This is a genomic window from Streptococcus hongkongensis, assembly GCF_053206145.1.
The window spans coordinates 17,606-31,366 of sequence record NZ_JBRUGD010000014.1 but is presented as its reverse complement, the minus strand read 5'-3'; the positions used below and the strand labels follow the sequence as shown (position 1 = coordinate 31,366).

11 protein-coding genes are annotated in these 13,761 nt (G+C 36.7%); all 11 read left to right on the top strand.

What is annotated here, in order from left to right:
• The first annotated feature begins 73 nt into the window (after window positions 1-73).
• The 11 genes from ACVRZD_RS08820 to ACVRZD_RS08770 all read left to right on the top strand — a co-directional run bounded on the left by ACVRZD_RS08820 (window position 74) and on the right by ACVRZD_RS08770 (window position 13,748).
• Window positions 74-559, top strand: coding sequence for a PTS sugar transporter subunit IIA (locus tag ACVRZD_RS08820; protein ID WP_037626540.1), 486 nt, complete (start codon window positions 74-76; stop codon window positions 557-559).
• Window positions 560-666: 107 nt separating this feature from the next.
• Window positions 667-1,332, top strand: coding sequence for a 3-keto-L-gulonate-6-phosphate decarboxylase UlaD (locus ACVRZD_RS08815; protein WP_037626574.1), 666 nt, complete (start codon window positions 667-669; stop codon window positions 1,330-1,332).
• A gap of 4 nt (window positions 1,333-1,336) precedes the next feature.
• Window positions 1,337-2,200 carry an L-ribulose-5-phosphate 3-epimerase gene (locus ACVRZD_RS08810; RefSeq protein ID WP_037626539.1) on the top strand — a complete coding sequence of 288 codons (864 nt, stop codon included), beginning with the start codon at window positions 1,337-1,339 and terminating at the stop codon, window positions 2,198-2,200.
• A 1-nt stretch (window position 2,201) separates the two neighbouring features.
• Window positions 2,202-2,918 carry an L-ribulose-5-phosphate 4-epimerase gene (locus tag ACVRZD_RS08805; protein ID WP_447450439.1) on the top strand — a complete coding sequence of 239 codons (717 nt, stop codon included), beginning with the start codon at window positions 2,202-2,204 and terminating at the stop codon, window positions 2,916-2,918.
• Window positions 2,919-3,228: 310 nt separating this feature from the next.
• Window positions 3,229-4,902, top strand: coding sequence for a BglG family transcription antiterminator (locus tag ACVRZD_RS08800; protein ID WP_037626571.1), 1,674 nt, complete (start codon window positions 3,229-3,231; stop codon window positions 4,900-4,902).
• Window positions 4,903-5,087: 185 nt separating this feature from the next.
• Window positions 5,088-6,179 (top strand): L-ascorbate 6-phosphate lactonase, encoded by a 1,092-nt coding sequence (ulaG, locus tag ACVRZD_RS08795; protein ID WP_037626538.1) that lies wholly within the window; start codon window positions 5,088-5,090, stop codon window positions 6,177-6,179.
• Window positions 6,180-6,296: 117 nt separating this feature from the next.
• Complete coding sequence (locus ACVRZD_RS08790) at window positions 6,297-7,190, top strand: diacylglycerol/lipid kinase family protein (protein WP_037626536.1); 894 nt, start codon at window positions 6,297-6,299, stop codon at window positions 7,188-7,190.
• A 258-nt stretch (window positions 7,191-7,448) separates the two neighbouring features.
• Entirely contained in the window at window positions 7,449-8,726 is a 1,278-nt protein-coding gene (locus ACVRZD_RS08785) for a quaternary amine ABC transporter ATP-binding protein (RefSeq protein WP_447450438.1), read from the top strand.
• Between the two features lie 18 nt (window positions 8,727-8,744).
• The gene (locus tag ACVRZD_RS08780) at window positions 8,745-10,472 is read left to right on the top strand and encodes an ABC transporter permease/substrate binding protein (protein WP_037626535.1); all 1,728 of its coding nucleotides are present in this window, start codon (window positions 8,745-8,747) and stop codon (window positions 10,470-10,472) included.
• 115 nt (window positions 10,473-10,587) lie between these two features.
• On the top strand, window positions 10,588-13,227 hold the full coding sequence (gene polA / locus ACVRZD_RS08775) for a DNA polymerase I (protein WP_037626534.1): 2,640 nt from the start codon (window positions 10,588-10,590) through the stop codon (window positions 13,225-13,227).
• Between the two features lie 80 nt (window positions 13,228-13,307).
• Entirely contained in the window at window positions 13,308-13,748 is a 441-nt protein-coding gene (locus tag ACVRZD_RS08770; RefSeq protein ID WP_037626533.1) for a CoA-binding protein, read from the top strand.
• Window positions 13,749-13,761 lie beyond the last annotated feature (13 nt).

Genomic DNA, 13,761 nt, shown 5'->3' with positions numbered 1-13,761 from the left:
AATACGAATAGATAAGCAGGGCTAATTCTTGATAATCTCAGGTTTTGGCTTAGAAAGAGAGAAAAGAATATAAATGAACTTAAAGCATACTTTTATCGCAAATGATTCCATTCGACTAGGACTTAGTGCAGAGACTTGGCAAGAAGCTGTCAAATTGTCGGTTGATCCCTTAATTGCGAGTGGTGCAGTTACTGAAGAATATTATCACGCAATTATTGAATCAACTGAAGAATATGGTCCCTATTATATCTTAATGCCTGGTATGGCAATGCCTCATGCAAGACCAGAAGCTGGCGTTCAAAAAGATGCCTTTTCATTAATCACCTTAACCAAACCCGTCACATTCTCTGACGGAAAAGAGGCGCAAGTTATCCTTGCATTAGCAGCAACTAGTTCAGCAATCCATACATCTGTTGCAATTCCTCAAATTATTGCCTTATTTGATTTAGACAATTCTATCCAACGGTTGGTAGATTGTAAAACAAAAGAAGAGGTCCTTGCATTAGTGGATGAATCTAAAAATAGTCCTTATCTAGAAGGGTTAGATTTAGAGAGTTAATCAGGAAATAAGATTGAAAAAATAGAAAGATGTCACAAGTGGATGTTCTGACGAAAAGGGGAATAGCCCCTAAGAGTATCATGATGGTGACAGGAGGTATTAATAACATGTCTAAACATATTCCAAATTTACAAGTTGCATTAGATCATTCTGATTTACAAGGAGCTGTTAGCGCAGCTGTTTCAGTGGGTCATGAGGTGGATGTTATTGAAGCAGGAACAGTTTGTTTACTTCAAGTTGGAAGTGAATTAGTAGAGGTTCTACGTAGTCTTTTTCCTGACAAGATTATTGTGGCGGACACCAAGTGCGCAGATGCTGGTGGCACTGTTGCTAAAAATAATGCTATGCGTGGTGCGGATTGGATGACTTGTATTTGCTGTGCAACTATTCCTACAATGGAAGCAGCTTTAAAAGCGATTAAAGAAGTCCGTGGTGATAGAGGAGAAATCCAAATAGAACTCTATGGTGATTGGACTTTTGAGCAAGCTCAATTATGGTTGGATGCGGGAATTTCACAAGCAATCTACCATCAATCACGTGATGCCCTACTTGCTGGTGAAACTTGGGGTGAAAAAGACTTAACAAAAGTTAAGAAATTAATTGACATGGGCTTCCGTGTTTCAGTTACTGGTGGATTAGATGTCACAACCCTATCACTCTTTGAAGGAGTTGATGTTTTCACTTTTATTGCTGGTCGTGGCATTACAGAAGCAGCAGAGCCAGCTGTAGCAGCGCGTGCTTTTAAAGACGAAATTAGACGTATTTGGGGGTGAGCTGATGAGCCGTCCAATTGGAATTTATGAAAAAGCAACGCCAAAGCAGTTTACTTGGTTAGAGCGACTTGAATTTGCTAAAGAGTTAGGTTTTGACTTTGTTGAGATGTCTGTTGATGAGTCAGATGAGCGTCTAGCAAGGTTAGATTGGACCAAAGAAGAACGTTTAGATTTAGTAAAGGCTATTTATCAGACGGGTATCCGAATTCCGACTATTTGTTTTTCAGGTCATCGACGTTATCCTTTAGGATCAAATGATCTTGAAAGCGAAACAAAATCTCTTGATTTAATGAAAAAATGTATAGAACTAGCTCAAGACCTAGGGGTAAGAACGATACAATTAGCTGGTTATGACGTTTATTATGAAGAAAAATCACAGGAAACACGTGCGCGGTTTATTAAAAACTTACGTCAAGCCTGTGACTGGGCTGAAGAAGCACAAGTCATTCTAGCTATTGAAATTATGGATGATCCTTTTATCAACTCCATCGAAAAATATTTAGCTGTTGAAAAGGAAATTGACTCTCCTTACCTATTTGTTTACCCAGATACAGGAAATGTTTCAGCCTGGCATAATGACTTATGGAGTGAATTTTATAATGGGCACCGTTCCATTGCAGCGCTTCATTTGAAGGATACTTATCCAGTAACAGAGAAATCAAAGGGACAATTTAGAGATGTACCTTTTGGTCAAGGGTGTGTTAATTGGGAAGAGATGTTTGCAGTCATTAAAAAGAGCAATTATAATGGGCCATTCTTAATTGAAATGTGGTCTGAAAATTGTGAGACTATTGAAGAGACTCGTCAAGCTATCAAAGAGGCACAAGAGTTTCTTTACCCATTAATTGAGAAAGCAGGTTTGAAGTAATATGGTCAAAACGTTAAGTGAGATGCGTCAACGTGTCTGTGAAGCAAATAAATCATTACCAGAACACAATCTTGTCAAATTTACTTGGGGAAACGTTTCTGAAATTTGTCGTGAATTGGGCCGAATTGTCATTAAACCTTCTGGTGTTGACTACGACCAACTGACGCCAGATAATATGGTTGTTACTGACTTAGATGGTCATATTATTGAAGGAGACTTAAATCCTTCTTCAGATTTAGCGACCCATGTACAGCTTTACAAAGCTTGGCCAGAAATTGGTGGTATTGTTCACACACACTCAACTGAGGCTGTTGGTTGGGCACAAGCTGGTCGAGATTTACCGTTTTATGGAACGACACATGCAGACTATTTCTATGGTCCAGTACCTTGTGCTCGCTCCTTGTCTTCTCAAGAAGTTGAAACAGCCTATGAGAAAGAGACCGGTCAAGTTATTATTGAGGAATTTGCTAAACGTGGTTTAGATCCCCTGGCTGTTCCAGGTATTGTTGTTCGAAATCATGGGCCATTTACTTGGGGTAAAACACCTGAACAAGCAGTCTATCATTCTGTTGTTTTAGAAGAAGTAGCTAAAATGAATCGTTTAACTGAGCAGATCAATCCAAGGGTTGAACCGGCTCCTAAGTATATTATGGATAAACATTATTTGCGAAAACATGGGCCAAATGCCTACTATGGACAAAAAGGGCAACTGCACTGATTTGATAAAACTAAAATCAATCACCAATTTACTATAAAAAAGTTGACTTCGAAGGTAGGATTGAAACCAAGGATTTCACTAGTTATAGGAAATGTGTAACAATTGTACCATTTGATGTTAAGGTGGTAATGTCAAGTTATTCTTGTCATCGTTTACTCTTATAGAGAAGAGATGTGATTAAATGTTTGTTAACCATTGTTTGAGGTGACCTAGTCGCCTCAACCTTTTTTTGGTATAATGGCAATGTTTTCTCTTTATGAACAACTATAGAGACACAAAAAAAGAGTATTGAGTGTGGGGGATGTCACCAATGTTACTGGATAAAAAAAGCTATGACCTTTTATCTTACTTAATTAAGTTGGAGAAAGCTGAGACTGTTATGACCATTTCACAGTCTTTAGAACAATCTCGAAGAAAAGTCTATTATCACTTAGAGAAAATTAATGAGGCTTTGCCAGATTCAGTAGCTCAGATTGTATCATTACCACGCATTGGTATTTTATTAAATGCCCAACAAAAAAAAGCTTGCCAATTATTATTGCAGGATGTAGATGATTACAACTATGTCATGAAAAGTGATGAGCGAATGAAACTATCAGCCATTTACATTGTTGTTTCAACAAAAAGGGTAACAATAGACCGTCTAATGCAACTTAATGATGTCTCAAGAAATACAGTATTAAATGACTTAAATGAACTGAGAAACCTCCTAGCAAGTAAGGAATATTCTATTCAATTGCATTCTACAAAAACGAGAGGCTACTATTTTGAATGTCATCCCTTATCATTTATTCAGTTTTTATATAAATTACTGGATTCTATCTATCATGGGAAAAATTCGACTTTCATTGATTATTTTGATCATAAACTGGCAAAAACCTTAGAAACAACGACCTATTTTTCAAAGGAAGTTGGTCAATTTTTAAATGCTTACTTACCTGTATCACAGGCAAATTTGGGGAAACGAATCAACAGTCAAGATAGCCAATTTATGATTCAAATATTACCTTTTATCCTACTTAGCTACCGAAATATGCAGTACAGCAATGATGTGAAGGAATCGTTACGAAAAGATTTTAATCTCATCTGGAAACGCAAGGAATATTATATTGCCAAAGATTTGGCCAAAGAACTCTTTAATCACTTTAAACTTCATTTAGATGATATTGAAATTGGCTTGGTAGCCATGCTGATGCTATCTTTCCGGAAGGATAAAGACAATCATGTTGAAAGTCCTGACTATGATGCTATGCGTGTCACTTTGCGACATTTTCTAAATGCTTTAGAAGATCGTTTTGATTTAAAATTTACTCATAAAAGTGATCTTATTAGACAGTTAACAACCCACTGTAAGGCATTAATTTATAGAAAAACTTATGGTATCTCATCGGTAAACCCCTTAACCAAGCATATTAAATATAAATATGAACAATTGTTTAATATGACACAAACCTGTACTTCGATTTTAGAAGAAGCATGGCATCTCAGTCTATCTGAAGATGATATTGCTTATTTGACAATTCACTTAGGTGGTGAATTAAGAAACAGTCAAAAAAAATTAAAGGCGTCTTCAGTAGTGATTGTGTCAGATGACGGGATAGCCTTGCAAAAGTTACTGTATAAGCAGTGCCAACAATACCTCATTAACAGTCAAATAGAAGCTGTTTTAACGACTGAACAATTTCAGAGTATTAGTGATTTATTGACAGTTGATTTTGTAGTGACAACTAGTGAAGGCTTAGAAAGTCTATTTCCTGTTTTAGTTGTTAATCCGATTTTAACAGATGAAAATATAGTCGTTCTTTTACGAACTACTAGGAAAGGCTCAGTAACTGAACATCTTTATTTTTCAGAACACCTTGAAAAAACAATTGCACCATATATAGATAATAGTGAAGATGTCTATATATTAAAGAGTCAGATTGAAAAGTTAATGCGACAAGAGCTTGTACAAGATGTTCTTGATCGTCAGCAAATTGAATAATGTGAAGCCCTCAGTATTTCTAAATGGTAGAAAATGACTGGGGATTTTTAGTTTTTATCAGAGCAATTGTTTACCAAAATGCATCCACTTTTGAACACAAACTTGTGTGACACTTGGTCTTTTTTATTGACTGATTTCGTCTTATACTTAAAGTGTAGAAATAATGAAAATCGGAGGAGCTAATAATGGCTAAGGTTCAGGATATTACACGCGAGTCATGGATATTAAGTACATTTCCAGAATGGGGTACTTGGTTAAATGAAGAAATTGAAGAAGAAGTAGTCCCTGCAGATAATTTTGCAATGTGGTGGTTAGGAAATTGTGGCATTTGGGTGAAAACACCTGGTGGCGCTAATATCGTTATGGACTTATGGTCTAACCGTGGCAAGTCAACTAAAAAAGTTAAAGATATGGTTCGTGGACATCAAATGGCCAATATGGCTGGTGTTCGTAAATTACAACCAAATCTTCGGGCACAACCAATGGTCATTGATCCATTTGCGATTAATGAGTTAGATTATTATTTAGTTTCTCACTTCCATAGTGATCATATTGATATTAATACTGCGGCTGCTATTATTAATAATCCTAAATTGGACCATGTTAAATTTGTTGGCCCATATGAATGTGGTGAAATTTGGAAAAAATGGGGTGTTCCAGAAGAACGTATCATGATTGTTAAGCCTGGTGATAGCTTTACTATCAAAGATATGACTGTAACAGCTGTAGAATCTTTTGATAGAACGTGTTTAGTAACCCTTCCAGTTGCAGGTGCAGACGACCAAGGTGGTGAGTTGGCTGGCTTAGCAGTAACTGATGAAGAAATGGCACGTAAAGCAGTCAACTACATTTTTGAAACACCAGGTGGTACAATCTATCACGGTGCAGACTCACACTTCTCAAACTATTTTGCTAAGCATGGTCGTGATTATAAAATTGATGTCGCCCTTAATAACTATGGCGAAAACCCTCTTGGTATTCAAGACAAGATGACGTCAATAGACCTTCTAAGAATGGCAGAAAATCTCCGTGCCAAGGTTATTATTCCTGTTCACTATGACATCTGGTCTAACTTTATGGCATCAACAGATGAAATCCTTGAACTGTGGAAAATGCGTCAAGAACGTTTACAATACCAATTCCATCCATTTATATGGGAAGTTGGAGGGAAATACACTTATCCTCAAGATAAGGATCGTATTGAATACCATCATCCAAGAGGATTTGATGATTGCTTCTTAGAAGATTCAAATATTCAATTTAAGTCACTATTATAAGCTAAAAAAATACCAACTTTGTTTGGTATTTTTAGTTTTAACGGTTTATTTCCAGAAAATAGTAGAGATTATGCTAAAATGAAGACAAGAAATGGAACAAGAGAAAGGAAACAGATTATGAAAAATGCACTTTTGATTGTTAACTCAGCTTCAGGTGGGGAAAAAGCAGAGTCTTACAAAGAAGCAGCTATAAAGAAATTAAAGGGTCACTTTGAACACGTGGATGTTAAAATAACTGAGAAACTAGGTGACGGCAAAGCATTTGCACGAGAGGCTGCTGACAAAGGTTACCATAGTGTTTTTGTAATGGGCGGGGATGGAACCGTTAATGAAGGTATAAGTGGTATTGCAGAGCAAACATACAAGCCTCATTTTGGTTTCTTTCCACTTGGTACTGTAAATGATTTAGCTCGATCACTAGGTATCCCTATTAATCCTGAAGAAGCAATTGCAAATATGAATTTGGAAGATACACAGGAATTAGATATCGGAAAAATCAATCAGTCCTACTTCACAAATATCGTTGCTATTGGAAACATACCAGAATCCATCAATCATGTTGATGATAACTTAAAGACAAAATTGGGACCAATAGCTTATTTTGTCTCAGGTTTACAACATGTTCTAAAAAATAAAAGTTATGAATTTCAAGTTGTTTATGATGGAAAAAAGGCAAGAGTGGAAGGGTCACTGCTGTTAATTGCATTAACTAACTCAGTGGGAGGCTATGATAATTTTACCCCTGATGCTAAAGTAGATGATGGCTATTTGCATCTAATCCTGACCAAAGATAAAAATTTCCTTGAAACATTGGAAGCTTTACCGGGATTATTGAAAAAAGACCAAACAAGTAAGCCACTAGTTTCCTATAAACGCGCTAAGAAAGTCAATATTTCTGTAAAATCAGCTGATCTCCAGACAAATGTTGATGGTGACCAAGGAGATCACTTACCTGTTTCACTAGCCATTCTGCCAAAACACATTAAAGTTTATACATGTAAAAAAGATTAGAAAAAATAAGAACAGTTCTGAGACTGTTCTTATTTTTAGTTAGGTCACTTATCTTAAAAAGCATTGACTTTGTTAACGTTTTCCTTGATGTGAAAGCATTTGTTGATAGCATAATAGTTGACAAAAAGTGACCACACATGATAACATAAAAGTGTTCTGTTTGATAATGTTATTTTATTATTAAAAATTATTCCTGAACAAGTGAGAAACTTGTTTTTTTATCACTGGAAAATATACAGATTGGGAGAAGATTATTACATGGGTAATATTTTAGAAGTAAAAAATCTGACTAAGATTTTTGGAAAAAAACAAAAAGCAGCTTTAGAGCTCGTTAAACAAGGAAAGAGTAAAACGGAAATATTAAAGCAAACAGGTGCTACTGTAGGTGTCTATGATGCTAGCTTTGATGTTAAAGAAGGAGAAATATTTGTTATCATGGGCTTATCTGGCTCAGGTAAATCAACTTTAGTTCGGATGATTAACCGTTTAATTGAACCTTCCTCAGGAAGTATCCAATTAGTAGGTAAAGACATCTCCAAGATGAATCCTGAGAATTTAAGGGAAGTAAGACGACATGATATTAATATGGTTTTTCAAAGTTTTGCATTATTTCCACACCGTACCATTCTTGAAAATACAGAATTTGGTTTGGAATTGAGGGGGGTTCCTAAAGCAGAACGACAAGAAAGAGCAGAAAAAGCACTTGAAAATGCAGGTCTCTTAAACTTTAAAGATCAATATCCTAATCAGTTATCTGGAGGAATGCAACAGCGTGTCGGACTTGCCCGTGCATTGGCGAATGGTCCGAAGATTCTCTTAATGGATGAGGCCTTCTCAGCACTTGATCCATTGATTCGTCGAGATATGCAAGATGAATTGGTGGAACTACAAGCATCAACTGAACAAACCATCATCTTTATCAGTCATGACCTCAATGAGGCGCTCAGAATTGGTGACCGTATTGCATTAATGAAAGATGGTAAAATTATGCAAATTGGAACGGGTGAAGAAATCTTGACCAATCCAGCAAATGATTTTGTTCGTGAGTTCGTTGAAGATGTTGATAGATCAAAAGTTTTGACAGCTCAAAATATTATGATTAAACCATTCACTGCAAACATTGAAATAGATGGGCCTCAGGTTGCTCTGAATCGTATGCACACCGAAGAAGTTTCAATGCTAATGGCTACAAATCGCCGTCGCCAATTGGTTGGTACCCTGACTACCGACGCAGCAATTGAAGCTCGAAAAAAAGCATTACCACTGTCAGAAGTCATTGACCCTGAAGTTCGCACAGTCAGCAAGGATACTGTAATTACAGATATTATGCCATTAATCTATGATTCATCTGCACCGATTGCAGTAACTGACGAAAATAATCGTCTCTTAGGAGTCATTATTCGAGGACGTGTTATTGAGGCTCTTGCCAATGTATCTGATGACTCAGAAGAGGAAGTAACTGCGACAGATACTAAAGAAGTTACTACTACGCTTCAAGAAGAGCAAGAATTACAAGAACTACAAGCTCAAAATTAATCAGAAGGAGATGTTATTTTGGAGAATTTATTACAGACGAAAATACCAGTTTCACAACTGGTAGAAAATATAACAGAATGGGTAACGAAAACATTTTCTGGTTTGTTTGATGTGATGCAAACAGTTGGTAACCATCTGATGGATTGGATGACCAATACCCTTTTATTTATCCCTGCCTTATTATTTATCCTATTAATTACGATTGCAGTTTATTTTTTATCAAAGAAGAAATGGCCCTTACCGGTATTTACTCTATTAGGATTACTTTTTATTTACAACCAAGGATTATGGGAAGACTTAATTAATACCTTTACTTTGGTGGTAGTTGCCAGTTTAATTTCCATTGTGATTGGTGTGCCATTGGGGATTTGGATGGCTAAAAAGACTGCCGTTCGAAATATTGTTAATCCCATATTAGACTTTATGCAAACCATGCCAGCTTTTGTTTACCTTATTCCGGCAGTAGCCTTCTTTGGTATCGGAATGGTTCCTGGGGTCTTTGCATCGGTTATCTTTGCTCTACCTCCAACCGTTCGCTTTACTAATTTAGGTATTCGTGAAATTTCAACAGAATTAGTTGAAGCAGCGGATTCCTTTGGGTCAACAAGCAAACAAAAGTTGTTTAAAGTTGAGTTGCCGTTAGCAAAAAATACTATTATGGCAGGTATTAACCAAACCATGATGCTCGCCTTATCAATGGTTGTTACGGGGTCAATGATTGGCGCTCCTGGTCTTGGACGAAAAGTTTTGTCAGCCTTACAACATGCGGACATTGGAACAGGATTTGTATCTGGTTTAGCCTTGGTTATTTTAGCTATCATTTTAGACCGTACAACACAAAGTTTTAATACCAAACAAGAAGATAAAGCTAAATCTAGTAAAACAAACAAATTAGTTGGATTAGCGACAATTGCTGTTTTTGTATTGTCAGCTTTAGGCCAGACAGTAGTTAAAATGGCTTCAGGGAATAGTGAAATTGGAGAAAAGGTTAAAATCGCCTATATGCAATGGGATTCAGAGATTGCCTCAACAAATGTCATTGCTGAAGTCTTGAAACAAAAAGGTTATCAAGTTGAAATTACACCTTTAGATAATGCCGTGATGTGGCAAACAGTTGCTAATGGTGATGCAGATTTCTCAGTAAGTCCTTGGTTACCAGTAACACAAGCAGAACACATGAAAAAATATAAGAATAAACTAGAAGATTTGGGGCCAAACTTAAATGGCACTAAATTGGGCTTAGTTGTTCCGACTTACATGAAAGATGTTAACAGTATAGAAGACCTATCTGACCAAGCTAAAAAGAAAATAACAGGTATTGAACCTGGAGCAGGTATTACGACTGCTACGAAGAAAACAATAAAAGCTTATGGTAATTTATCTGATTGGGAGTTAGTTTTATCTTCAACAGGAGCTATGACGACTTCACTTGATAAAGCTTATAAAAATAAGCAAGAAATTGTTGTTACAGGTTGGTCACCACACTGGATGTTCTCAAAATATAAATTGAAGTATTTGAAAGATCCTAAGAAAACTTTAGGTAGTTCAGAAAATATTAATACAATTGCTCGACTTGGTTTGAAAAAAGATAAACCAAAACTCTATAAAATTGTTGATAAATTCCACTGGACTACAAAAGATATGGAATCAGTCATGCTTGATATGAATGAAGGTATGGACCCAGCAGATGCAGCTAAGAAATGGATTAAAGCAAATCCAGAAAAAGTAGCTGACTGGACAAAATAGTCTCAAAAAAACTTATCTCTAAAAATCCTCGATTAATTTCGGGGATTTTTGTTTGAGAGACCAAAAGCAATGTCTTCTTTGCGGTATAAGGACGTAACTGTGTTATAATGAGACTATGGAAAACAAGAATAAATTATTATTAATTGATGGCTCATCGGTAGCCTTTCGTGCCTTTTTTGCCTTATATAATCAAATTGATCGCTTTAAAAATCATAGTGGTTTGCATACCAATGCTATTTATGGTTTTCACTTAATGCTTGATCATATGATGAAACGTGTTCAGCCCACTCATATTTTAGTAGCTTTTGATGCAGGTAAAACAACTTTTAGAACAGAAATGTTTGCGGATTACAAAGCGGGACGTGCAAAAACACCAGATGAATTCAGAGAACAGTTTCCCTATGTCCGTGAGATGTTAACAGCTCTAGGCGTGCCTTTTTATGATCTTGCCAATTATGAAGCTGATGATATCATTGGTACCTTGGATAAGATGGCTGAAAAAACAGAAGTGCCATTTGATGTGACTATCGTTAGTGGTGATAAGGACTTAATTCAGTTAACAGATGCCAATACGGTGGTTGAAATTTCTAAAAAAGGTGTTGCTGAATTTGAAGAATTTACGCCAGACTACCTTATGGAAAAAATGGGGCTTACACCAGAACAGTTTGTTGACTTGAAGGCCCTGATGGGTGATAAATCAGATAATATCCCTGGAGTCACTAAGATTGGTGAAAAAACAGGTCTGAAATTACTTCATGAATATGGCAGTTTAGAAGGCATTTATGCTAATATTGATAGTTTCAAAGCTTCTAAAATGAAAGAAAACTTGATTAATGACAAAGAACAAGCTTTTCTTTCTAAAACTTTGGCTACAATCAATACCGAGTCTCCAATCACAATTGGTTTGGATGATTTAGTTTATCATGGTCCTAATGTTCAAGTTCTGATGGACTTCTATGATGAAATGGACTTTAAACAGCTTAAAGCCGCTTTAGAGGCAGAAGTACCGCAAGAAAAGGAATCGATTCATTTTGAAGTAGTAACCAGTGAAGATCAAATTATTTTCACGGATCAAGACCTTTTCTACTTTGAAATTCTCAAAGATAATTATCACAGAGAAGACATTCATGCTTTTGCATGGGGCAATAGTGACCATATTTATGTTTCAAAAGATCGGACACTCCTGACTGGTCCTCGTTTTAAAAAACGCTTAGCAGAACCAATTGCAACCTATGATTTTAAGCGTAGTAAGGTGCTCTTTAGTCACCTAGGAATCGACCTGCCTCAAGCGACATATGATGCTCGCCTAGCTAATTACCTCCTATCAAATATCGAGGACAATGAGCTAGCGACCATAGCACGCCTCCATACCAACCACAGTCTGGAAGCCGATGAACTGGTCTATGGCAAAGGTGTCAAGCGTGCCTTTCCTGAAGAAGACCTATTATTTGAGCACTTGGCTCGGAAGATTCAGGTTCTGGTTGATAGCAGAGCAATTATCTTAGATAAGTTGGCAGTTAATAAGGAAGAAGACCTCTTTTTTGATATTGAGTTGCCACTGGCCAACGTCTTAGCTAAGATGGAAATTGCGGGAATCACGGTTAATAAGTCAAGTCTGCAAGAGATGGCAGAGCAAAACAAAGCAGTCATTGAAAGCCTTACTCAGGAAATATATGAGATGGCTGGCGAAGAGTTCAATATTAACTCACCAAAACAATTGGGCTCAATCTTGTTTGAGAAGATGCAATTACCTCTAGAAATGACGAAGAAAACTAAAACAGGGTACTCAACAGCCGTGGATGTTTTGGAACGTCTAGCACCAATTGCGCCAATTGTTGCTAAGATTTTAGACTACCGTCAGATTAGTAAATTACAGTCAACTTATGTGATTGGTTTACAAGATTACATCATGGCGGATGGCAAAATTCATACCCGTTATGTGCAAGATTTGACCCAGACTGGTCGTCTCTCAAGTTCTGATCCAAACCTGCAAAATATTCCTGTTCGTTTGGAACAAGGACGTTTAATTCGGAAGGCTTTCTTACCCTCTTCAGAAGATGCCGTTTTATTAAGTTCTGACTATTCACAAATTGAATTGCGCGTGCTTGCCCACATTTCTGGGGATGAGCATCTGATATCAGCTTTTAAAGAAAATGCTGATATCCATACGTCGACTGCTATGCGTGTCTTTGGTATTGACAAAGAAGAAGATGTTACGCCAAATGATCGTCGTAATGCTAAAGCTGTTAACTTTGGTATCGTCTATGGTATCTCTGATTTTGGCTTATCAAATAACCTTGGGATTACGCGTAAACAAGCTAAAGAATACATTGAAACTTACTTTGACCGTTATCCAGGCATTAAGGCTTACATGGAAAATGTTGTGCGCGATGCTAAAGACACGGGTTATGTTGAGACGCTCTTTAACCGACGTCGTGAATTACCAGATATCAATTCTCGTAATTTCAACATTCGGTCATTTGCGGAGCGAACAGCTATTAACTCACCAATTCAAGGTAGCGCAGCTGATATCCTAAAAATTGCCATGATTAACTTAGATAAAGCTTTAGTTGAAGGGCAGTTTAAGGCAAAAATGCTTCTTCAAGTGCATGATGAAATTGTCTTAGAAGTTCCAAATGATGAATTAGATGCTGTGAAGACTTTGGTGAAAGAAACAATGGAAGGGGCTGTTACCTTATCTGTTCCTCTCTTGGCTGATGAAAATACAGGTAAAACCTGGTATGAGGCTAAGTAATGCCAAGCTTTCTTTTTGATTTTTACTTTTTGTGTTATAATAAGGCACAGAAAGTCCAATTGATAGGATAGGAGTTTTTAATGACGTATCAGTTTAGTAATCCTAGTGAGGATGTTATTGCAGACTATTTGAAAATGACACATAAGATTGCTGTGATTGGTTTATCAAGTAAGCCTGAAGCTGCTTCTTTTGGCGTAGCAAAGTTTATGCAAGCGATGGGGTATGAGATTATTCCTGTTAATCCGACTATGGTTGGGCAAACAATTTTAGGTAAAAAAGTTTATGCTAGTTTAAGAGATATTCCATTTTCGGTTGATATGGTAGATGTTTTTCGTCCTAGTCATGCTCTTGCAGAAGTTGCAAAGGATTTTGTCCAAACAGATGCCAAGATTTTTTGGGCGCAATTAGGTTTAGAAAGTCAAGATGCTGAAGCTATTTTACGATCAGCGGGTCGTCAAAATATTGTCATGAACAAATGTCTTAAAATCGAATACCGCTCACTCATGCACCAATTAGATTAGTTCTTTAACCAAA

Coding starts and splice junctions, on each gene's coding strand:
- ACVRZD_RS08820 (WP_037626540.1), top strand. CDS start 74: ATGAACTTAAAGCATACTTTTATCGCAAATGATTCCATTCGACTAGGA.
- ACVRZD_RS08815 (WP_037626574.1), top strand. CDS start 667: ATGTCTAAACATATTCCAAATTTACAAGTTGCATTAGATCATTCTGAT.
- ACVRZD_RS08810 (WP_037626539.1), top strand. CDS start 1,337: ATGAGCCGTCCAATTGGAATTTATGAAAAAGCAACGCCAAAGCAGTTT.
- ACVRZD_RS08805 (WP_447450439.1), top strand. CDS start 2,202: ATGGTCAAAACGTTAAGTGAGATGCGTCAACGTGTCTGTGAAGCAAAT.
- ACVRZD_RS08800 (WP_037626571.1), top strand. CDS start 3,229: ATGTTACTGGATAAAAAAAGCTATGACCTTTTATCTTACTTAATTAAG.
- ulaG (WP_037626538.1), top strand. CDS start 5,088: ATGGCTAAGGTTCAGGATATTACACGCGAGTCATGGATATTAAGTACA.
- ACVRZD_RS08790 (WP_037626536.1), top strand. CDS start 6,297: ATGAAAAATGCACTTTTGATTGTTAACTCAGCTTCAGGTGGGGAAAAA.
- ACVRZD_RS08785 (WP_447450438.1), top strand. CDS start 7,449: ATGGGTAATATTTTAGAAGTAAAAAATCTGACTAAGATTTTTGGAAAA.
- polA (WP_037626534.1), top strand. CDS start 10,588: ATGGAAAACAAGAATAAATTATTATTAATTGATGGCTCATCGGTAGCC.
- ACVRZD_RS08770 (WP_037626533.1), top strand. CDS start 13,308: ATGACGTATCAGTTTAGTAATCCTAGTGAGGATGTTATTGCAGACTAT.